Source organism: Bacillus amyloliquefaciens DSM 7 = ATCC 23350 (genome assembly GCF_000196735.1).
GTDB lineage: Bacteria > Bacillota > Bacilli > Bacillales > Bacillaceae > Bacillus > Bacillus amyloliquefaciens.
In genome coordinates this window covers 2,297,060-2,318,209 of record NC_014551.1, presented here as the reverse complement: position 1 = coordinate 2,318,209, position 21,150 = coordinate 2,297,060, and the positions used below count along the sequence as shown (strand labels likewise).

Below are 21,150 nucleotides of genomic sequence, written 5' to 3'. Positions count from 1 at the left end.
GTGAAGGATCAAATTAAGGATTTCATCCATTATGTGAGGGTTGAAAGAGGGCTGTCCCAAAATACGATGATGTCCTATGAGCGTGATCTGAAAAGTTATTCTCTCTTCTTAACTGAAACCCTTCAGATCACTTCATGGAATGATGTGACCCGTCTTCATATTATTCAATATTTAAAGCATTTAAAGGACTCCGGAAAATCCGGTAAGACGTCTGCCAGACATTTGGCGTCGATCCGGTCTTTTCATCAGTTTCTGTTAAGGGAAAAAGCCGCGGATAAAGATCCTTCGGTACATATTGAAACACAAAAAACAGAGCGGGCGCTTCCAAAAGTGCTGGCGCTGCAAGAAGTAGAGCGGTTATTGGACACGCCTAAGCTTGACAGTCCGTTCGGTCTCAGGGATAAAGCCATGCTTGAACTGCTGTATGCAACGGGTATCAGGGTCAGCGAGATGATCGAGCTGAAATTATCTGATGTCCATTTGACGATGGGATTTGTCCGCTGCTTCGGAAAAGGGCGGAAAGAGCGGATTGTGCCCATCGGTGAAGCCGCCTCCCATGCGATCGAAGCGTACATTGAAAAAGCCAGAGGGAAATTATTAAAGAAAAACGTGACCGAAGCACTTTTTCTGAATCATCACGGCCGCCAGATCAGCCGGCAGGGATTCTGGAAAAACCTGAAAAAAATCGCACTTGAGGCGGGCATTAAAAAAGAACTGACACCGCACACGCTCCGGCACTCTTTTGCAACGCACCTGCTTGAAAACGGGGCGGACCTGCGCGCCGTACAGGAGATGCTCGGACATGCCGATATTTCCACGACGCAAATTTACACGCATGTGTCGAAAACAAGGCTGAAGGACGTGTACAAGCAGTATCATCCGCGCGCTTAGGAGCCGCTGCCAGAGGGGCTGCGGCTTTTTTCTGTCGGATTGGCGGAATACAGAGAAGGTTCTTATTATTTGAATGGGCATTGTCAATAAGAATGTAAACGGTTTATACTTGAGTTGTCTGACCTCTGTAAGCTACAATGGACAGATGGAAGAAAAGGAGGCTTTTATGATGTCTGAATACAAATATAAACGTGTATTTTTGATCGTAATGGATTCTGTCGGAATCGGTGAAGCGCCGGACGCGGCCGATTTTAATGATATAGGCGCAAATACGCTCGGACATATCGCAGAGCACATGAACGGTTTACATATGCCCCATATGGCTCAGCTCGGTCTCGGACTGATCGGAGACATTAAGGGAGTGGAAAAAACGGAGCACCCTCTTGCGTACTACGGTAAAATGCAGGAGGCGTCAAACGGGAAAGATACGATGACAGGCCACTGGGAGATTATGGGCCTTTATATTGAAAAACCGTTTAAAGTGTTCCCGGAAGGATTTCCGGATGAGCTTCTTCAGGAGCTTGAGCAGCGTTCGGGACGGAAAATCATCGGAAATAAGCCGGCTTCAGGAACGGCGATTCTGTACGAGCTCGGTAAAGAACATATGGAAACGGGTGCGCTGATCGTTTATACATCAGCAGATTCCGTTTTGCAGATTGCGGCTCACGAAGATGTCGTTCCGCTTGACGAGCTGTACAGCATCTGTGAGACGGCCAGAGAACTGACGCTTGATCCGAAATACATGGTCGGCCGGATTATCGCAAGACCGTTCGTCGGAGAACCGGGCAGCTTCACGCGTACGCCGAACCGCCATGATTATGCCCTCAAACCGTTCGGCCGCACGGTAATGAACGGAATGAAGGACAGCGGATTTGACGTCATTTCCATCGGCAAAATTTCTGATATTTATGATGGAGAAGGCATTACCTCGTCACGCCGCACAGTATCTAATATGGACGGCATGGACAAAGTCATTGAAACGATCGGCGAAGATTTTACGGGTCTGAGCTTTGCCAACCTCGTTGATTTTGATGCGCTGTACGGACACCGCCGTGATCCGGAAGGGTACGGAAAAGCGCTTGAGGAATTCGACGCGAGGCTTCCGGAAGTGTTTGAAAAAATGAAAGAAGACGACCTGCTCATCATTACGGCGGATCACGGCAACGACCCTGTCCATCACGGGACAGACCACACGCGGGAGTATGTGCCGCTTCTTGTCTACAGCAAAAAGCATAAGCACACTGAACAACTGCCGCTTGCGGATACATTTGCCGATATCGGCGCAACCATTGCGGATAATTTCAAAACAGAAAAGCCGGAATACGGAAAAAGCTTTTTATCAAGATTACAGTAGGGGGACTTTTTTTGAAACAAAAGATCGAACGTGCTGCTGCATTTATTAAAGAACACGTGAAAGAAACACCGAAGATCGGTCTGATTTTAGGGTCAGGGCTCGGAGTATTGGCAGATGAAATTGAAGGAGCTGTTAAGCTTACATATGAAACGATTCCTGATTTTCCGGTCTCAACGGTAGAAGGCCATGCCGGCCAGCTTGTGATGGGTACGCTTGAAGGTGTACAGGTTATCGCGATGCAGGGCCGCTTTCATTACTATGAAGGCTACTCAATGGATCAGGTAACGTTTCCCGTCCGCGTGATGAAGGCGCTCGGCGTTGAATCTCTCATCGTGACGAACGCAGCCGGCGGTATCAACACTGAATTCCGCGCCGGTGATTTGATGATTATTACCGACCATATCAACTTTACGGGCACCAACCCGTTAATCGGACCGAACGAAGCTGAATTCGGAGTCAGATTCCCGGACATGTCAGAAGCCTATGACAAAGAGCTGTCAAACTTGGCTGAAAAAACGGCGGATGAGCTTGGCATTCCGGTTCAAAAAGGTGTGTATACAGCTGTTACGGGACCATCTTACGAAACGCCGGCAGAAGTTCGGTTTTTAAGAACGATGGGATCTGACGCTGTCGGCATGTCGACTGTGCCGGAAGTTATCGTCGCAAACCATGCCGGTATGCGAGTTCTCGGCATCTCATGCATTTCCAACGCTGCGGCCGGTATTCTTGACCAGCCGTTATCCCATGATGAAGTGATGGAAATGACGGAAAAAGTAAAAGGCGGCTTTTTGAAGCTTGTAAAAGCCGTAGTCGCACGATCTCAAAAATAAATAAACATCAGGCAGCTGTTTCTTCGGGAGCAGCTGTTTTTTTGTGCCCTCAAAACGAAACATTTTCCAGATGAGGCGTATAAAACCACCGGGCTTGGAAAAAATAAAAAGGATTATGAAATGGAGGGCTTTGGAGATGAAACGTCTTATATCCACTTTGTTGATTGGCATTTTATTAACCGCATCGGCACCGTCCGCTTTTGCAAAGCCGGACGGAAAACATACATCGGAGCTCGCTCATGAAGCCAAAAGCGCCGTGCTGATTGAACGCGATACGGGAAGCATTCTTTACAATAAGAACAGCCGGGAGCGCCTGGCGCCGGCAAGCATGACAAAAATCATGACCATGCTTTTAATCATGGAAGCGCTTGACAAAGGAAACATTAAGATGAGCGATAAAGTCAGGACGAGTGAACATGCCGCGTCCATGGGCGGCTCGCAGATTTTCCTTGAACCCGGAGAGGAAATGACGGTAAAAGAAATGCTCAAAGGAATTGCGATCGCTTCCGGAAATGACGCATCTGTCGCGATGGCAGAATATATCGCCGGTTCGGAAGAGGATTTCGTCAGCCGGATGAACAAAAAAGCAAAAGAATTGGGATTGAAAGATACCTCCTTCAAAAACCCGACAGGCCTGCCTGAAAAAGGCCATTACAGCTCTGCTTACGACATGGCAAAAATGGCGAAGGAATTATTGAAGTATGACAAAATCACTCAATTTACGGGAACGTATGAGGATTATTTAAGAGAAAATACAGACAAAAAGTTCTGGCTCGTCAATACAAACCGGCTGATCAAATTTTATCCGGGTGTAGACGGTGTGAAAACCGGCTTTACAGGCGAAGCGAAGTATTGTTTAACTGCCACCGCTAAAAAAGGCAATATGAGGGTCATCGCAGTCGTTTTCGGAGCCAGCACTCCGAAAGAAAGAAATGCCCAAGTGACAAAAATGCTTGATTATGCCTTCAGCCAGTTCAAAACACATCCATTGTATAAACGGAATCAAATCGTCGGATCGGTCAAAGTCAAAAAAGGTAAGCAGAAACTGATCAAGCTGACCACGTCTGAACCGATTTCCCTTTTAGCCAAAAAGGGGGAGAATATGGACAAAGTTAAAAAAGAAGTGAAAATCAACAGCAATGTAACGGCTCCGGTTAAAAAAGGAGAGGTGCTTGGCAGCCTCGTTCTGAAAAAAGACGGAAAAGTGCTCGTTGAAAGCCCCGTCACGGCAAAAGACGACATGGAAAAAGCGGGTTTTCTCACTTTTCTGAAGCGGACGATGGGAGATTGGACAAAATTTAAATAATCGTGGCGAATGGGCACTAGTTTTGTCATAGTGAAGGAATTGCTTTCCCGAAAATCGAAACACTCATTATCCGATCATATCAAGGAGGAATGAGCATGAGCCTTGGAATTGACTTTCATGTCAAAGAATCCGTGCTTTGTATTCGATTAACAGGTGAACTTGACCACCATACGGCAGAATCATTAAAACAAAAGGTGACTGAATCGCTGGAGGCTGACGGCATCCGTCACATCGTGCTGAACCTTGAAGATCTTTCCTTCATGGACAGCTCGGGCCTCGGCGTGATTTTAGGACGTTATAAACAAATTAAACAGCTCGGCGGAGAAATGGTCGTGTGCGCGATTTCGCCTGCGGTGAGACGTCTGTTTGACATGTCGGGCCTGTTTAAAATTATCAGGTTCGAACAATCAGAACAAAAAGCGCTTTTAACGCTGGGGGTGGCATCATGAAAAACGAGATGCATCTTGAATTTTCAGCCCTCAGTCAGAATGAATCGTTTGCGCGTGTAACGGTTGCTTCTTTTATCGCACAGCTGGACCCGACGATGGACGAGCTGACGGAAATCAAAACCGTCGTATCAGAAGCGGTAACAAACGCGATCATCCACGGCTATGAAGAAAACTGCGACGGAAAGGTGTACATCTCCGTCACGCTGGAGGATCACGTCGTCTATCTGACCATACGGGATGAAGGCCTCGGGATCACGGATCTGGAGGAGGCGCGCCAGCCGCTCTTTACGACAAAACCCGAGCTTGAGCGCTCCGGAATGGGCTTTACCATTATGGAAAACTTCATGGATGATGTCACGATTGATTCCTCGCCGGAGATGGGGACGACGATACGCTTAACAAAACACCTATCAAAAAGCAAAGCGCTTTGTAATTAAGGAGATTTGTTATGGATGTGGAGGTTAAGAAAAACAGCAAAAACGCGCAGCTCAAGGACCATGAAGTCAAAGAATTAATCAAAAAGAGCCAAGAGGGCGACCAGCAGGCAAGAGACCTCCTCATAGAAAAAAACATGCGTCTTGTGTGGTCTGTCGTGCAAAGGTTTTTAAACAGAGGCTATGAGCCGGACGATCTGTTTCAGATCGGCTGTATCGGATTGTTAAAATCCGTTGATAAATTCGATTTGTCCTATGATGTCCGTTTTTCAACTTATGCCGTGCCGATGATTATCGGAGAAATCCAGCGCTTCATCCGTGATGACGGAACCGTCAAAGTGTCAAGATCTTTAAAAGAACTGGGCAATAAAATCCGCCGGGCGAAAGATGAGCTGTCAAAAACATACGGAAGAGTGCCGACCGTTCAGGAAATCGCGGATCATTTAGAAATTGATGCGGAGGATGTGGTGCTTGCGCAGGAAGCGGTGCGGGCGCCTTCATCCATTCATGAGACGGTATATGAAAATGACGGAGACCCGATCACCCTGCTCGATCAGATCGCCGATCATTCAGAAGAGAAGTGGTTTGACAAAATCGCCCTCAAGGAAGCGATCAGTGATTTGGAAGAACGGGAAAAACTCATTGTCTATCTGAGGTATTACAAAGACCAGACCCAGTCGGAAGTAGCCGAACGGCTCGGGATTTCACAAGTCCAGGTATCGAGGCTGGAGAAAAAAATATTAAAGCAGATTAAAGTGCAGATGGATCATACGGAAAGCTGACCTTTTACGGGCCGGCTTTTTTTATTTGTGCACAAGTGGTAATTTATGGTCTTTTGCCGCTGATGAATGAGAACAAAAGTGAACCACATACTACATATATAACCACCCGAAAGATGGTGATGCAAGATGGAAAGACGAATATTCCTCAGACTTCGCCACCGCGTGAAGGCTCATACCGGAGATATCATCACAGTCGGCGACGCCGCGCAGATCGCGGGACAGCAAAAGCTGAAAAAAAAACTGTCGGCACTGCCGCTGTATCAGATCACGAAAAAAGACAAAAATATCGTAGTGCTGGACATTATAAAAGTGCTGAAGGCCATTCATACCGCTTTTCCCGCTCTTGATGTACAGACCGTCGGCGGCGCTGAAACGATAGTGGAAATTCATTACCAGAAAAAGCAGCTGTCAGCCGTTTTGTTTGTCGGTGTCTGGCTGCTGCTTTTTATCGGTTCATGTCTCGCCATTATGAATTTTCATGAAGATGTGAGTATGAGAGAAGTTCATATCGCCTTATATGAAATCATAACGGGCAGACGGAATGAATATCCGTATCTGCTTCAGATTCCGTACAGCATCGGCCTCGGTCTCGGTATGATCGTCTTTTTCAATCACATCTTCAAAAAACGCCTGAATGAAGAGCCAAGCCCGCTGGAGGTCGAGATGTTTAATTATCAGCTTGATCTCGATCATTATGTCGCAATGCACGAAAATGAAGAAACGATGAAAGATCTGCATGATCGTTAGCATTCTTTTCGTTATATTTGTCGGGCTTGGCGGCGGGCTGACCGTGGGAGCGGGCTTTGTGGCTTTTTTAACCGTTATGGGAATCGTCCCCCGCCTTATGCAGCTGACAAAAACAATGCGCTTTGTACAGGCCTACGAAGGGGCTGTTATTTCAGGGGCTGTATTTTATCCATCATTCATAAGGAGGAACAGACGTGACAAACTTAAAAGAAAATTACAAAACAAAAGTGAAAGACTATCAGCCGAAACCGCCATATGTCTGGAATTGTGTCAAAGCTTTTCTGATCGGCGGTTTGATCTGTCTGATCGGGCAGGCTCTTCAAGATTTTTACATCCACTTTTTTAATTTTAACGAAAAAACAGCGGGCAACCCGACGTCCGCCACTCTTATTTTAATTTCAGCCCTGCTGACCGGATTCGGCATTTATGACAGACTCGGTCAATTTGCCGGAGCGGGTTCAGCCGTGCCGGTGACGGGATTTGCAAACAGTATGACAAGCGCGGCTCTGGAACACAGAAGTGAAGGGCTTGTGCTCGGAGTGGCGACAAACATGTTTAAATTGGCGGGAAACGTCATTGTATTCGGCGTCGTGGCGGCCTATATCGTAGGCCTGATACGGTTTGCTTGTGAAAAACTGTTTTCATAGGAGGAGAAAAAATGAAATTGACCGGAAAGCAAACCTGGGTGTTTGAAAACCCGTTATTTATAAATGCGGCGGGGACGGCAGCCGGACCGAAAGAAAAAGACGGCCCGCTCGGCTCGCTGTTTGATAAGACATACGATGAAATGCATTGCAATCAGAAAAACTGGGAAATGGCGGAACGTCAATTAATGGAAGATGCCATCAACTCCGCTTTGCAAAAACAAAACCTGAAAAAAAGCGATATTGATTTGTTGCTCGCAGGTGATCTTTTAAATCAAAATGTGACGGCCAATTACGTCGCAAGACATCTGAAAATTCCGTTCCTCTGTCTGTTCGGCGCCTGCTCGACGTCAATGGAAACGGTTGCCGTCGCATCCGCACTCATTGACGGCGGTTTTGCGAACAGGGCGATTGCGGCCACGAGCAGCCATAATGCGACGGCAGAACGGCAATTCCGTAATCCGACGGAGTATGGCGGGCAAAAACCGGATACCGCCACTTCAACGGTTACGGGGGGAGGGGCGGTCATCATCAGCCAAAACCCTTCTGATATCAAGATTACAAGCGCGACAGTGGGAAAAGTAAGCGACCTCGGGATTACAGACCCGTTTGATATGGGCTCTGCCATGGCGCCCGCTGCTGCAGATACAATCAAACAGCACCTGAAGGACTTGAACCGTACGGCGGATGATTACGATCTGATTTTAACGGGAGACCTTTCAGGCGTCGGCTCGCCGATTTTAAAAGATTTGCTTAAAGAAGAAGGCTATCCCGCCGGAACGAAACACGATGACTGCGGTCTTCTCATCTATACGCCGGATCAGCAGGTATTTGCGGGCGGAAGCGGCTGCGCCTGCTCCGCGCTTGTTACGTACACACATATTTTTAATCAATTAAAAGCGGGGTCTCTCAACAGGGTTCTCGTTGTCGCGACAGGAGCGCTTTTAAGTCCGACAATGATTCAGCAGAAGGAAACCATTCCGACCATCGCCCACGGTGTGGTATTTGAGCGAGCGGGAGGTGCATCATAAATGGAATATCTGTTGGCTTTTGTTTGCGGAGGAATCATTTGTATTATCGGTCAGCTGCTGCTGGACATTTTTAAACTGACACCCGCCCATGTGATGACAACTTTTGTGGTCATCGGCACCTTATTAGACGGGTTCGGCATTTATGACAAATTTATCGAGTTCGCAGGCGCGGGCGCGACGGTTCCCATCGTCAGCTTCGGACACAGCTTATTGCACGGCGCCATGCATCAAGCTCACGAGCATGGATTTATCGGGATCGGCATGGGGATTTTTGAACTTACCTCCGCCGGCATATCTTCAGCGATTTTATTCGCATTTCTTGTGGCTGTTATTTTTAAACCGAAAGGATAATGTCTGATGACGAAACGGAAAGTCATCCTTGTGACAGACGGGGACGTATACGCCGCCAAAACGATTGAATATGCCGCGGAAAAAACAGGCGGACGGTGTATTTCCCAATCAAAGGGCAATCCTTCAACCAGAAGCGGTCCGGAACTTGTTCAGCTGATTAAAACCGCGCCGAATGACCCGGTGTTTGTCATGTTTGACGATTCGGGCCTGCAAGGTGAAGGACCGGGCGAAACGGCGCTGAAATATGTCGCCTCACATCAAGACATTGAAGTGCTGGGAGTGATTGCGGTCGCTTCTAAAACCCATCAGGCTGAATGGACGAAAGTAGATGTCTCCATTGACCGTGATGGAGAAGTGACGGAGTTTGGCGTCGACAAAATCGGAATGAGAGAAATGGACGAGCACAGAATGAACGGAGACACGGTGTATTGTCTTGACAAACTGGACGTTCCCCTCATTGTAGGCATCGGCGACATAGGAAAGATGGGAAGAAAAGATGATATATCCAAAGGCTCGCCGATTACGATGAAGGCTGTCGAATTCATTTTAGAAAGGAGCGAATATCATGCCGGAAAAACCGGAAAACATGATAAAAGTATACCGGGATCCTAGAAAAAATGAACAATTTTTTAAAGACCGTGTCGGTATGGGGACGAGCTATGATGTCGGCGTCCGCAAAGTTCAAGTTTTAGACCGGGAAGTCCAGATTTACTTTGTCAACGGGTTAACCGATACTTTGTTTATCATTCATTTAATAGAGCAGCTCGTCGATGTCAATAATTATGACGAGAACGCGGATGAAGCGATTGATGTCGTTGAAAACAGGCTCGTCAATCAGCAGGTCCAAAAAGTGAAAACACTCGACGAAGCAACGGATCAAGTGCTTTCCGGACTTGTCGCCGTTATCGTTGAAGACGCCGGCTTCGCTTTCGTCGTCGACGTCAGGAATTATCCCGGACGCACGCCCGAAGAACCGGATACAGAAAAGGTCGTGCGCGGGGCAAGAGACGGTTTTATAGAAAGTATCGTCATTAATACAGCGTTGATCAGAAGAAGAATCAGAGACGAAAGGCTCCGCGTCAAAATTACGAAAGTCGGTGAGCGCTCTAAGACCGATCTGGCCATTGTGTATATAGAGGACATCGCGGACCCTGATCTTGTCAGCATCGTCGAAAACGAAGTGAATGCGATTGACATTGACGGGCTGACGATGGCTGATAAAACGGTGGAAGAATTTATCGTCAAGCAGGGCTACAACCCGTTTCCTATGGTCAGATACACAGAACGCCCGGATGTGGCCGCCAATCATATTTTGGAAGGTCACGTCATTATCGTCGTCGATACGTCACCGAGCGTTATCATAACGCCCACAACGATTTTTCACCACGTTCAGCATGCGGAAGAATACAGGCAGGCTCCTTCTGTCGGGACATTTTTAAGATGGATCAGGTTTTTTGGTATTATTGCTTCAACTGTCCTGCTTCCGATTTGGTTCCTGTTTGTTCTCGAACCGTCTCTTCTGCCAGAAAGATTGGATTTTATCGGCTTAAATAAAAATACGCATATCCCGATCATTCTGCAAATCTTTTTGGCCGATCTGGGCATTGAGTTTCTCAGGATGGCCGCGATCCATACGCCGACCGCTTTATCGACCGCCATGGGGCTGATTGCGGCGGTGCTGATCGGACAAATCGCCATAGCGGTGGGGCTGTTTTCAGCCGAAGTGATTTTGTACGTATCGATCGCCGCCATCGGATCATTCACAACGCCGAGCTATGAACTCAGCCTCGCCAATAAAATGATGCGTCTCATCTTAATGATTCTCGTGGCCATTTTCAAAGTGAAAGGCTTTGTTATCGGCTTTACATTGCTGCTGATCGTAATGGCGAGTATCCGCTCATTTCATACGCCGTATTTATGGCCGTTTTTACCATTTAACGGCAAGGCGCTGTGGCAGGTGCTCGTCCGGACGACAGTGCCGGGAGCAAAAGTCAGACCGAGCATTGTTCACCCGAAAGACCGTCAAAGACAGCCAAGCGGTTCATAATCGCATTGAAACCGACAGAAGATTATGATATTGTATGTCTTAACTTATACGGGACCTGTATAAGGACAGCTCAACAAAAGCTGTCCTTTTCACCCATATGCGGATCAGAAAGAGGGAATGAGCATTGTTCTTACATGGCACAAGCAGACAAAACAAACTAGGTCATCTGGAAATCGGAGGTGTGGATGCGCTGTATTTAGTGGAGCATTACGGCACGCCTCTTTATGTTTATGACGTGGCTTTAATACGTGAGCGCGCTAAAAGCTTTAAACAGGCATTCATTGACGCGGATTTAAAAGCGCAGGTCGCATACGCGAGCAAGGCATTTTCTTCCGTTGCAATGATACAGCTCGCTGAGCAGGAGGGGCTTTCATTGGACGTTGTGTCCGGCGGAGAGCTGTTTACGGCGGTTTCGGCCGGTTTTCCGGCTGACCGGATACATTTTCACGGCAATAACAAAAGCAGGGAAGAATTGCAAATGGCGCTCGATCATCAAATCGGCTGCATCGTCGTTGATAATTTTCATGAAATATCCTTACTTGCGGAACTGTGCCGCAAATCAGGGCGCGCCATGGATGTGCTTCTGCGGATCACCCCGGGGGTAGAGGCGCACACGCATGATTATATTACGACGGGGCAGGAAGATTCCAAATTCGGTTTTGATCTGCATAACGGGCAAATAGAAAAGGCGATTGAGCAAGTATTACAGTCAGACCATATCCGTCTTCTCGGCGTTCACTGCCATATCGGATCGCAAATTTTTGATACGGCGGGCTTTGTCCTGGCCGCGGAAAAAATCTTTGCAAAACTGAATGAATGGAGAGAATCATTCGGCTTTGTCTCTGAAGTGCTGAATTTAGGAGGAGGCTTCGGCATCCGCTACACAGAAGAGGATGAACCTCTTCATCCCGCCGTCTACGTGGAAAAAATTATTGAAGCGGTAAAAGAAAACGCAGAACTGTACGCTTTTGACATTCCGGAAATTTGGATTGAACCGGGACGTTCGCTCGTCGGAGACGCCGGAACGACGCTTTATACCATCGGTTCGCAAAAAGAAGTGCCCGGCACCCGTAAATATGCAGCCGTTGACGGAGGCATGAGCGACAATATCCGTCCTGCGCTTTATCAGGCGAAATATGAAGCCGTATCGGCAAACAGAATCTCAGAACACCATGACACAACGGTATCCATCGCGGGTAAGTGCTGTGAAAGCGGAGATATGCTCATCTGGGATATAGACCTTCCGGAAGTGAAAGAAGGCGATCTGCTCGCCGTTTTCTGCACGGGGGCATACGGATACAGCATGGCTAACAACTATAACCGCATTCCGCGTCCCGCGGTTGTATTTGTGGAAGACGGCGAAGCGCATCTTGTCATTAAAAGAGAAACCTATGAAGACATTGTCAAGCTGGATCTGCCGTTTAAGACGGGAGTCAAACAATAAACAAAAAAAGAGACCGGGACGATACAGTCCCGGTCTCTTTTTTGTTTTAGCTGTTAGAACTTGATCCGCTGTCTCCTGTAAATACAGACACGATCGCATTCCAAATCGACGCGAAGAAATCAATGACTTTTTGAATAAAGCTTTTGCCTTCGTCGGATTGAATGAACTTTGTGATTTTGTCTTTAGCCTTATCAAGCTGATTGCCGACTTGGCCCCAATCAATCTTGGCATTTTTCATTTTATTAAACAATGAAACAAGCTGGTCTTTTTGAGCGTCAGTCAGTGTAATGTTAAGGTTTGATGCCGCATCATCGACTTTTTTCTCGATTCCTTCTTTTGTATCGGGCACACCGTTTTTCGCGAAATCGTCTTTAATGTTTGCGATAAGCGCGGAGGCGTTTTTATCTCCGATTTTATCTCCGAGTTTTGATGTTGTGACAAGCTCTTGGTTGGCGACTTGTTTTACATCTTCTGAAATCGCTTTGTCTGATGAAACTTCATATGCCTTAATGACCCCTGTTAATGCAGCGGTTCCTGATACTTCAAACGGCGCCGTTACGTATACTTTCGCATCTTTCACGCCTGCTGTCATCAGGGCGTTTAAGTACATTTCATCCGTAATGGAATCGATGTTATGGGTTTGGACGTCAAGCCCGGACCCTTTCTTTTCCACCGTGATGGATGATGAAGAAATGGCTCTTGTGCCGATTTGGGCATTCGATATATATTTTCCCAGATATTCATGTTCTTCTTTATTAGTGACCGTCACTTTTGTCGCGTTGTCAGGAACATTTAATTCGTCAAGCACTTTTTGACGGTCTGCGTTTGACAGATCTGCTCCCAGTGTGACGATGACATCTCCGACTGCGGCATCGGCCAGGCTGATCTTCGGTATTGTGCACAATACAACGGCCGCCGCCAGCAATCCAATCCACATTTTTTTCAAAGCGGTTAACCTCCTTCTTTTCACAAATGCCGTTTTGAAGCGGTTTGTGAGGCCCTGCGTGAAGCAGTTCCGTTACATAGACGGCTGTGAAGCTGTTCTGGTTTCATTTTCTTTCTTTGGAAGCTGGGAGATTCGTTTTCCGGCTGAAGGTATGGTATAATAAGCCGCGAAAAGAAGAGCAGACGCATCTTCCTTCAAAAGAATATCAAAAAGAAAGCCGGCTTACAATTGAAAATTCATGTGGAAGAAGGCTTTGACAAAAAACATATGGAAGTAGGAATGAGAATGAAAACTGGTTACATCGAAATGGAAAACGGCAGCAGAATCGAATTTGAACTTTACCCGAATGAAGCGCCTAATACAGTCGCTAACTTTGAAAACCTGGCGAATACGGGCTTTTATGACGGCGTTATTTTCCACCGCGTGATTCCGGGCTTTGTCAGCCAAGGCGGAGATCCGACTGGGACAGGCATGGGCGGAAGCGGAAAAACGATCAAATGTGAAACAGAAGGCAACCCGCATAAGCACGAAGCCGGTTCTTTATCAATGGCGCATGCCGGTAAAGACACGGGTTCAAGCCAATTCTTCATCGTACATGAGCCGCAGCCGCATTTAAACGGCGTTCACACTGTATTCGGAAAAGTGACAAGCGGTTTAGAGCACGCGAAAAACATGTCTAACGGAGACAAAATGAAAGAAGTCCGTGTAGAAGGTTAATGACGGAAAACCCGCCTTTTCAGGCGGGTTTTTTTATGTATATGAAAATTCTCATGTGTAAATCATGAAAAAATACATATATGAACTATAGCGGTCACTCTGGTATAGTGTAAAAGACCGATTACAACAATGAAAAGAGGTAAAAACGTTGGTTCAATTGGCAACCGTTTTATTTGTCATTATTATTATTGCACTTATTTTTTGGTTCAGAATGAAAAAGGGAAACAGGCCGATTAAAGGCGGCGGCTTCGGCATCATTCTCCCGCTTGTGATTATCGCCGTCATTTTTTCGTTCAGCATCAGCCAGCTCATGCATATTCCGGGAAAGCCGTTTCATCTTCCCGCTGTTTGGGAGCTCGCCATCGCCGGACTGTTAGGCGCGGTATTTGGCGTCATTATGCTGTCGCAAACCGCATATGAAATCCGGGAAGACGGCTTTGTCTACTCCAAACGGAATAAAAACTTTAAATATGTCATTATCGCGATTATTGCGATCCGTATCGTGCTCAGTCAATATTTCAAAAACATTGACGCGGCGGAATTTGCCGTTTTAACAATGGAGCTTGCTTTTGTGTATTTGTGCATTTGGCGGATCGGAAGCTTCGTGAAATACCGTAAAATCAGCAGATCCGGCTTGTGAAATGAAAAAAATGGATGAGGTGCGGGGCTTATTTGCCCTCTGTGCAGGGATTCATGGTAAAATAAAAACAACCATGGCTAATGGGAGGAAATCACTTGAAATCAGAAAAAGAAAAAACTTCTAAAAAAAGCGCCGTACTTGATTGGGCGAAAGCCATTATCATCGCTGTCGTTCTGGCAGTGCTCATCCGCAACTTTTTATTTGCTCCTTATGTCGTTGACGGGGAATCAATGGAACCGACTCTGCATGACCGTGAGAGAATCTTTGTCAATATGACGGTCAAATACATAAGCGACTTCAAACGCGGCCAGATCGTCGTTTTGAACGGAGAAAACGAGCACTATGTCAAACGGATTATCGGACTTCCCGGCGACACGGTGCAAATGAAAAACGATCAGCTGTACATCAACGGCAAAAAAGTGTCCGAACCGTATTTAGCGGCAAACAAGAAAAAAGCGAAGCAGGACGGCTACACGCTGACGGATGACTTCGGCCCGGTGAAAGTGCCGGACGACAAATATTTCGTCATGGGTGATAACCGCAGAAACTCTATGGACAGCCGCAACGGCCTCGGTCTTTTTACGAAAAAACAAATAGCGGGAACATCAAAATTCGTCTTCTTCCCGTTTAATGAAATTCGCAAGACGAAATAAACCGTACGAGCAGTTTTCTTTAGAGAAAACTGCTTTTTTTATATAAATTTATCTTTCCACCCACAAAAACAGAACATAAATTCGTATATCTATTTAATAGATAGAAAGTTTTACAGATACATGAAACATCTTCCCTTTATGAATCGTTATATGAATAACTCACGCAGGGAAGAACGGTTTTCTATTCATGAAAAAAAGGAATATGACATAGTAATGAATAGATTGATACGGGCTGGAGGTAGAAAAATGGAAAGAATTAAAACAAAAGCAGCCATTTTACTTGTACTGCTGCTGTTATTGGCGGGCGGTTTTATGGTCATAAACGATATTGAACTGAAAGACGTGCCTACTGCGATCGGACAAACCCTGTCTCAGGAAAAAGAAGAATATACAGTGAAAACATATAAAATTACGAAAATAGAAGGAAATGAATACCACGGTACGGCAGCAAACGGCACAAAAATCATTTTTAACGGCGACAAGCTGAAACAGGATCTCTCCGATGTGAAAAAAGGAGATAAGATTAAAGCGTATTTCAGCAAATCGAACCGGATTGACGGCTTATTGAAGGTCGTTAAAGTAAACGAATAAATGAAGGCGCCTTTTTGGAAAAAAGGCGCTTTTTATTTTTTCTGAATAATTAGGTGCAAATTCATTGCGCCTCCCGTAAAGGATGTTATAATAGCGGATAAGGACAAAAAAATATTGATTGTATCCTTCGGGGCTGGGTGAAAATCCCGACCGGCGGTAATAAGGCGCTCCTGCGCTTTACAGCCCGTGACCCGTATGCATCTGTATACGGTGGATTCAGTGAAAAGCTGAAGCCGACAGTGAAAGTCTGGATGGGAGAAGGATGAGAGAAGCTATGCAAAAAATAATCATACTGTATAGTCTTATTTCCTATGGATTAAAACTGGTAAAGCCCCGAACTGTGTAAACATTCGGGGCTTTTTTGACGCCAAATTGCGTGGAAGAAGGGAGGGATAACGATGGAAGAATATTATATGAATACGGCAATAGAGCTTGCCAGACGCGGTGAAGGACAGACACAGCCGAATCCTCTTGTCGGCGCCGTCGTCGTCAAAAACGGACAGATCGTCGGAATGGGCGCCCACTTGCAATACGGAGAGGCCCATGCTGAGGTGCACGCGATCAATATGGCAGGCAGCCATGCAAAAGGCGCTGATTTGTATGTGACGCTTGAGCCTTGCAGCCATTACGGAAAAACACCGCCATGTGCCGAACTGATCATGAAATCAGGGATAAAAAGGGTGTTTATCGCTGTGGAAGATCCCAATCCGCTTGTAGCCGGAAAAGGCATCACAATGCTGGAAGCAGCGGGCATCGAAGTGAAAACGGGGCTTCTCAGGCAACAGGCAGAAGAGCTGAATAAAATGTTTCTTCACTTCATGCGGACCGGACTTCCGTATGTCACCTTGAAAGCGGCCGCAAGCCTTGACGGGAAAACAGCGACTGAAACCGGTGACAGCAAATGGATTACATCAGAGGCGGCAAGGCTTGATGCCCAGCAATACAGGAAATCGCATCAAAGCATTCTTGTCGGAGCAGGCACAGTCAAAGCCGATAATCCGAGCCTGACATGCAGGCTCCCCGATGCGGTGAAGCAGCCGGTCAGAGTCATTCTCGATACAAAGCTGACCGTTCCTGAAACGGCAAATGTGCTCACTGACGGGGCTGCGCCGACATGGATATTTACAGCCGCAGGTTCTGACGTCCGAAAGAAAGACCGGCTGACCGCACTCGGAATAAAAGTCTTTACGCTTGAAACAGACCGCATTCACATCCCTGAGGTGCTCAGCATTCTCGCTGAAAACGGCATAATGTCCGTTTATGTGGAAGGAGGAGCATCTGTACACGGAAGTTTTGTCAAGGCGGGCTGTTTCGACGAGCTTCATTTCTATTTCGCCCCTACATTAATCGGAGGAACGCTTGCTCCCAGCTTGATCTCCGGTGAAGGTTTTCAATCAATGAAAGATGTCCCCCATTTACAATTCACACAAATTACCCAAATCGGGCCGGATATAAAACTGACGGCCATACCTAAAGATGGAAAGGATGGTGACGATGTTTACAGGAATCGTTGAAGAAACAGGCACGATCCAAGCAATCAAAAAGACAGGCCTTTCCATGGCATTAACAATTGCCGCTTCAAAAGTGACAAGTGATGTGAGGCTTGGCGACAGCATCGCGGTAAACGGCATCTGCCTGACCGTGACCGGATTTTCTGACAATCAATTTACGGTAGATGTCATGCCGGAGACAGTTAAAGCCACTTCGCTGAACGGCTTGTCAAAAGGCAGTAAAGTGAATCTGGAAAGAGCAATGTCCGCCAACGGACGGTTCGGCGGCCACTTTGTATCAGGGCACGTAGACGGGACGGCGGAAATTACACGGATCGAGAAAAAAAGCAACGCGGTCTATTACGACTTAAAGCTGTCTCCCGAATTGACGAAAACGCTCGTATTGAAAGGTTCGATTACGGTAGACGGCGTGAGCCTGACGATTTTCGGCTTATCAGACGAAAGTGTGACGGTATCTGTCATTCCGCATACCATCTCAGAAACGATTTTCCAGACGAAAGCAGTCGGCTCGATCGTCAATATTGAGTGCGACATGATCGGCAAATACTTATACCGCTTTTTGCACAAAACAGAACAAACGAAAAGCAATCAAACTATCACAGAAGCCTTTTTAAGCGAGAACGGCTTTTAGAAAGGGAGATCAATATGTTTCATCCGATAGAAGAGGCATTAGAAGCGCTGAAAAAAGGTGAAGTCATCATCGTTGTCGATGATGAAGACAGAGAAAACGAAGGAGATTTCGTAGCGCTCGCTGAGCATGCTACGCCTGAAGTGGTGAATTTTATGGCGACCCACGGGAGAGGCCTGATCTGCACGCCGCTTTCTGAAGACATCGCCGGCCGGCTGGATCTTCATCCAATGGTCGATCATAATACAGACTCACATGAGACCGCGTTTACAGTCAGCATTGACCACAAGCTGACAAAAACGGGAATCAGCGCTCAGGAACGTTCCTTTACGATTCAGGCGCTTTTGGACGAAGAATCTGTGCCTGACGATTTTCAGCGTCCGGGTCATATTTTTCCCTTAATCGCAAAAAAAGGAGGCGTCCTGAAGCGGGCGGGCCACACGGAAGCAGCCGTTGACCTTGCAAAAGCATGCGGTTCTCAAGGAGCGGGCGTCATTTGTGAAATTATGAATGAAGACGGCACAATGGCCAGAGTGCCAGAGTTAGCCGAGATCGCCAAACGCCACCAGCTGAAAATGATTACGATAAAAGACTTAATAGAATACCGCTACAACATTACAACACTTGTGAACAGAGAAGTTGACATTACGCTGCCGACTGACTTCGGCACGTTCCGGGTTTACGGATATACAAACGAGGTGGACGGAAAAGAACATCTCGCCTTTGTCATGGGCGATGTCCCGTTTAACAGCGGACCCGTTCTTGTCAGAGTGCACTCAGAATGCCTGACCGGCGATGTGTTTGCATCCCACCGCTGTGATTGCGGGCCTCAGCTTCATGCCGCGCTTGCGCAAATTGCCGAAGAAGGCCGCGGCGTTCTATTGTATTTGCGTCAGGAAGGCAGAGGAATCGGTCTCATCAATAAGCTGAAAGCGTATCGATTGCAGGAACAAGGGTACGACACGGTTGAAGCGAACGAAGCGCTCGGCTTTCTGCCTGACTTGCGCAACTATGGCATCGGCGCCCAGATTCTCCGCGATTTAGGGGTTCAGCATATGAAACTTTTAACCAATAACCCCCGGAAAATCGCCGGCCTTGAAGGGTACGGACTAAGCATTTCAGATCGGGTGCCGCTTCAAATGGAAGCGAGTGAGCACAACAAGCAGTATTTACAAACCAAAATGAAAAAACTCGGACACTTGCTTCATTTCTAAAAACAAATCTCACAAAAAAGGATGGATAACATATGAATATCATACAAGGAAACCTAGTAGGAACAGGACTTAAAATCGGAATCGTCGTCGGCAGATTTAATGAATTTATTACGAGCAAGCTGTTAAGCGGAGCAGAAGACACATTGATTCGCCACGGTGTAGAATCAAATGACATTGATGTCGCTTGGGTGCCGGGAGCGTTTGAAATCCCGTTTGCCGCAAAAAAAATGGCGGAAACGAAAAAATACGATGCCGTCATTACACTTGGCACGGTGATCAGAGGAGCGACAACGCATTATGACTATGTCTGCAACGAAGCGGCAAAAGGCATCGCTCAGGCGGGAACGGCGACGGGCGTCCCGGTTATCTTCGGCATCGTGACGACTGAAACCATTGAGCAGGCTATCGAACGCGCCGGAACAAAAGCCGGAAATAAGGGAGCGGACTGCGCAGTATCCGCCATTGAAATGGCAAATTTAAACCGCTCATTTGAATAATTTGTTGAAAAGCGTTTAAAACCGCGGCGAAAATGATATAATGTGAGAAAACGGATCGCCTTTATGTATCCGTTTGATAGGACATGAATGGACATTTTGGATATAGAGGGGTTTTTATGTTAATTCGTTATAAAAAATCGTTTGAAAAGATTGCGATGGGTCTTCTGTCATTTATGCCGAATGAAAAAGATCTTAAGCAGCTTCAGCAGACAATGAAGGACTATGAAACGGATACTGGCCGCCAGCTCTTTCTTTGGAAAGAGGATGAAGATATCGTCGGAGCGATCGGAGTCGAAAAAAAAGACTCGGAGGTTGAAATCCGTCATATCAGCGTGAATCCTTCTCACCGCCATCAAGGAATCGGAAAGCAAATGATGGACGCCTTAAAACGTCTGTTCAAAACGGAGGCACTCGTTCCGAATGAATTAACGCAAAGCTTTTTTGAACGCTGTCAACATCAAAAAGATCAGGATATTTCATATAATAACTGACAAATGCTCCCGGAATCATCACGGTTTCGGGAGCTGTTTTTATATAGAAAAAGCAGGGCTGACCGTCAGCCTCTGCTTTTTTTTCTTTTCTCAATTTCCCGTTCGCGTTCCATGATGACATCCGTCCTGTCCCGCAGGCGGTGTTTATGAATAAGAAAGGTATCGGATACACCGTCTTGCCCCCATATATAGCCCTTGCGGCGGCATTCGGCAAGACATGCTTCTTTCAAAGTTTCATCTGTAATCGGCAGCATAACACTTTTGTACGGCAGGCCCGCTTCTATGTTGTCTGACAGCGATTCTATCAGCTCAATCAGCTTCGGATGACTGAGACCGAGAGAGCTGACAGCCTGTTTTTCAGACCGCAGAATACGTAAGCTGTTGGCAATCAGCCGTTTAGCCCCGGCTTCATTCCCCCTTCGCTGGTGATACAGAGCGACGGCAAGCTGAATCAGGCCGACCCAATGAATGCTCCGCTCCCCAGGCGGGCTTTCTTTCCAATATTCCTCTAACAGTTCATGACACTCAAAATAATCTCTTGATGCGTGAAATTCGGCCAAAAAGCCGATATAAGCTTTTGGATACAAGCCGCTTCCTCCTTTTATGCTAAACCCAGTGTACCACAGCGCTATGAAAAGGAAAAAAGAGCGGCTTGGTGTCTGAAGCCTGATGAACTAGCAGATGTAAGATGCCCCTACGACAACGAGCAATATAAACAGAACGACAATTAATGCAAATCCTCCGCCGAAACAAGCTCCGCCCATGTGAAATCAGCCTCCCTTTGTTTCATGTTTACACGGCTATCATATGTGCATCCGCCTTTAAAGGTATAGGCGTATATCTTCTTTTTCAGTATTTTCTAAATAACGGAGCACGATTAGAAAAGTATTGGACGCGAGCATTTCGGTGGATTATACTAATGGGTAGCCAGTTTTTCCGGCAATGAGAGTGA

The 21,150-nt window shown here is 46.7% G+C and carries 26 protein-coding genes, 1 pseudogene and 1 riboswitch; of the genes and pseudogenes, 24 read left to right on the top strand and 3 right to left on the bottom strand.

Annotation, left to right across the window (positions count from 1 at the left end; genetic code table 11):
- The 15 genes and pseudogenes from xerD to lysA all read left to right on the top strand — a co-directional run bounded on the left by xerD (position 1) and on the right by lysA (position 12,310).
- Positions 1-891 carry a site-specific tyrosine recombinase XerD gene (xerD, locus tag BAMF_RS31870; protein ID WP_013352749.1) on the top strand — a complete coding sequence of 297 codons (891 nt, stop codon included), beginning with the start codon at positions 1-3 and terminating at the stop codon, positions 889-891.
- Positions 892-1,060: 169 nt separating this feature from the next.
- Complete coding sequence (gene deoB, locus BAMF_RS31865) at positions 1,061-2,245, top strand: phosphopentomutase (RefSeq protein ID WP_041481654.1); 1,185 nt, start codon at positions 1,061-1,063, stop codon at positions 2,243-2,245.
- An 11-nt stretch (positions 2,246-2,256) separates the two neighbouring features.
- The gene (locus BAMF_RS31860; RefSeq protein ID WP_013352747.1) at positions 2,257-3,075 is read left to right on the top strand and encodes a purine-nucleoside phosphorylase; all 819 of its coding nucleotides are present in this window, start codon (positions 2,257-2,259) and stop codon (positions 3,073-3,075) included.
- Positions 3,076-3,211: 136 nt separating this feature from the next.
- Complete coding sequence (locus tag BAMF_RS31855) at positions 3,212-4,381, top strand: D-alanyl-D-alanine carboxypeptidase family protein (protein ID WP_013352746.1); 1,170 nt, start codon at positions 3,212-3,214, stop codon at positions 4,379-4,381.
- A gap of 95 nt (positions 4,382-4,476) precedes the next feature.
- Entirely contained in the window at positions 4,477-4,830 is a 354-nt protein-coding gene (spoIIAA, locus tag BAMF_RS31850) for an anti-sigma F factor antagonist (RefSeq protein WP_013352745.1), read from the top strand.
- Positions 4,827-5,267, top strand: a complete 441-nt coding sequence (spoIIAB, locus tag BAMF_RS31845) for an anti-sigma F factor (protein WP_003153347.1) — start codon at positions 4,827-4,829, stop codon at positions 5,265-5,267. The genes spoIIAA and spoIIAB overlap by 4 nt, the downstream gene beginning before the upstream one ends.
- A gap of 11 nt (positions 5,268-5,278) precedes the next feature.
- A complete protein-coding gene (gene sigF / locus BAMF_RS31840) occupies positions 5,279-6,046 on the top strand; it encodes an RNA polymerase sporulation sigma factor SigF (RefSeq protein ID WP_003153348.1) in 768 nt (255 codons plus the stop codon).
- 126 nt (positions 6,047-6,172) lie between these two features.
- Positions 6,173-6,793, top strand: coding sequence for a stage V sporulation protein AA (locus tag BAMF_RS31835; RefSeq protein WP_013352744.1), 621 nt, complete (start codon positions 6,173-6,175; stop codon positions 6,791-6,793).
- A pseudogene (locus BAMF_RS40830) lies at positions 6,783-6,956 on the top strand (stage V sporulation protein AB); the annotation flags it as partial. The gene BAMF_RS31835 and the pseudogene BAMF_RS40830, both read left to right, overlap by 11 nt.
- A 31-nt stretch (positions 6,957-6,987) precedes the next feature.
- Entirely contained in the window at positions 6,988-7,440 is a 453-nt protein-coding gene (spoVAC, locus tag BAMF_RS31830) for a stage V sporulation protein AC (RefSeq protein ID WP_007612334.1), read from the top strand.
- 11 nt (positions 7,441-7,451) lie between these two features.
- Positions 7,452-8,468 carry a stage V sporulation protein AD gene (gene spoVAD / locus BAMF_RS31825; protein ID WP_013352743.1) on the top strand — a complete coding sequence of 339 codons (1,017 nt, stop codon included), beginning with the start codon at positions 7,452-7,454 and terminating at the stop codon, positions 8,466-8,468.
- Complete coding sequence (spoVAE, locus tag BAMF_RS31820) at positions 8,469-8,819, top strand: stage V sporulation protein AE (protein ID WP_013352742.1); 351 nt, start codon at positions 8,469-8,471, stop codon at positions 8,817-8,819.
- 3 nt (positions 8,820-8,822) lie between these two features.
- A complete protein-coding gene (spoVAEA, locus tag BAMF_RS31815) occupies positions 8,823-9,431 on the top strand; it encodes a stage V sporulation protein SpoVABEA (RefSeq protein WP_088030539.1) in 609 nt (202 codons plus the stop codon).
- Positions 9,385-10,866, top strand: a complete 1,482-nt coding sequence (locus tag BAMF_RS31810; RefSeq protein WP_013352740.1) for a spore germination protein — start codon at positions 9,385-9,387, stop codon at positions 10,864-10,866. The genes spoVAEA and BAMF_RS31810 overlap by 47 nt, the downstream gene beginning before the upstream one ends.
- Positions 10,867-10,990: 124 nt before the next feature.
- Positions 10,991-12,310 carry a diaminopimelate decarboxylase gene (gene lysA / locus BAMF_RS31805; RefSeq protein WP_013352739.1) on the top strand — a complete coding sequence of 440 codons (1,320 nt, stop codon included), beginning with the start codon at positions 10,991-10,993 and terminating at the stop codon, positions 12,308-12,310.
- A gap of 46 nt (positions 12,311-12,356) precedes the next feature.
- Here the strand turns inward: lysA and BAMF_RS31800 are convergent, their stop codons facing one another.
- Positions 12,357-13,256, bottom strand: a complete 900-nt coding sequence (locus BAMF_RS31800) for a DUF1002 domain-containing protein (protein ID WP_013352738.1) — start codon at positions 13,254-13,256, stop codon at positions 12,357-12,359.
- A 285-nt stretch (positions 13,257-13,541) separates the two neighbouring features.
- On the opposite strand from BAMF_RS31800, the gene BAMF_RS31795 reads away from it, so the two are divergent.
- The 9 genes from BAMF_RS31795 (at position 13,542) to ribT (ending at position 20,198) form a co-directional block, all read left to right on the top strand.
- Positions 13,542-13,973 carry a peptidylprolyl isomerase gene (locus tag BAMF_RS31795; protein ID WP_038463262.1) on the top strand — a complete coding sequence of 144 codons (432 nt, stop codon included), beginning with the start codon at positions 13,542-13,544 and terminating at the stop codon, positions 13,971-13,973.
- 148 nt (positions 13,974-14,121) lie between these two features.
- Complete coding sequence (locus tag BAMF_RS31790) at positions 14,122-14,613, top strand: CcdC protein domain-containing protein (protein WP_013352736.1); 492 nt, start codon at positions 14,122-14,124, stop codon at positions 14,611-14,613.
- An 80-nt stretch (positions 14,614-14,693) separates the two neighbouring features.
- A complete protein-coding gene (lepB, locus tag BAMF_RS31785; protein WP_041481653.1) occupies positions 14,694-15,266 on the top strand; it encodes a signal peptidase I in 573 nt (190 codons plus the stop codon).
- 246 nt (positions 15,267-15,512) lie between these two features.
- Positions 15,513-15,857 carry a hypothetical protein gene (locus BAMF_RS31780; RefSeq protein WP_013352734.1) on the top strand — a complete coding sequence of 115 codons (345 nt, stop codon included), beginning with the start codon at positions 15,513-15,515 and terminating at the stop codon, positions 15,855-15,857.
- 119 nt (positions 15,858-15,976) lie between these two features.
- A riboswitch (FMN riboswitch) is annotated at positions 15,977-16,124 on the top strand.
- A gap of 131 nt (positions 16,125-16,255) precedes the next feature.
- A complete protein-coding gene (gene ribD / locus BAMF_RS31775) occupies positions 16,256-17,371 on the top strand; it encodes a bifunctional diaminohydroxyphosphoribosylaminopyrimidine deaminase/5-amino-6-(5-phosphoribosylamino)uracil reductase RibD (RefSeq protein ID WP_013352733.1) in 1,116 nt (371 codons plus the stop codon).
- Entirely contained in the window at positions 17,352-17,999 is a 648-nt protein-coding gene (gene ribE / locus BAMF_RS31770) for a riboflavin synthase (protein WP_013352732.1), read from the top strand. The genes ribD and ribE overlap by 20 nt, the downstream gene beginning before the upstream one ends.
- Positions 18,000-18,013: 14 nt before the next feature.
- Entirely contained in the window at positions 18,014-19,210 is a 1,197-nt protein-coding gene (locus BAMF_RS31765; RefSeq protein WP_013352731.1) for a bifunctional 3,4-dihydroxy-2-butanone-4-phosphate synthase/GTP cyclohydrolase II, read from the top strand.
- Between the two features lie 32 nt (positions 19,211-19,242).
- Positions 19,243-19,707, top strand: coding sequence for a 6,7-dimethyl-8-ribityllumazine synthase (gene ribH / locus BAMF_RS31760; RefSeq protein WP_013352730.1), 465 nt, complete (start codon positions 19,243-19,245; stop codon positions 19,705-19,707).
- 116 nt (positions 19,708-19,823) lie between these two features.
- The gene (gene ribT / locus BAMF_RS31755) at positions 19,824-20,198 is read left to right on the top strand and encodes a GNAT family N-acetyltransferase RibT (protein ID WP_013352729.1); all 375 of its coding nucleotides are present in this window, start codon (positions 19,824-19,826) and stop codon (positions 20,196-20,198) included.
- Positions 20,199-20,263: 65 nt separating this feature from the next.
- Here the strand turns inward: ribT and BAMF_RS31750 are convergent, their stop codons facing one another.
- On the bottom strand, positions 20,264-20,785 hold the full coding sequence (locus BAMF_RS31750; protein WP_013352728.1) for a DUF309 domain-containing protein: 522 nt from the start codon (positions 20,783-20,785) through the stop codon (positions 20,264-20,266).
- A gap of 87 nt (positions 20,786-20,872) precedes the next feature.
- Positions 20,873-20,962, bottom strand: a complete 90-nt coding sequence (locus tag BAMF_RS40820; protein ID WP_076983148.1) for a YjcZ family sporulation protein — start codon at positions 20,960-20,962, stop codon at positions 20,873-20,875.
- Positions 20,963-21,150: the final 188 nt, after the last annotated feature.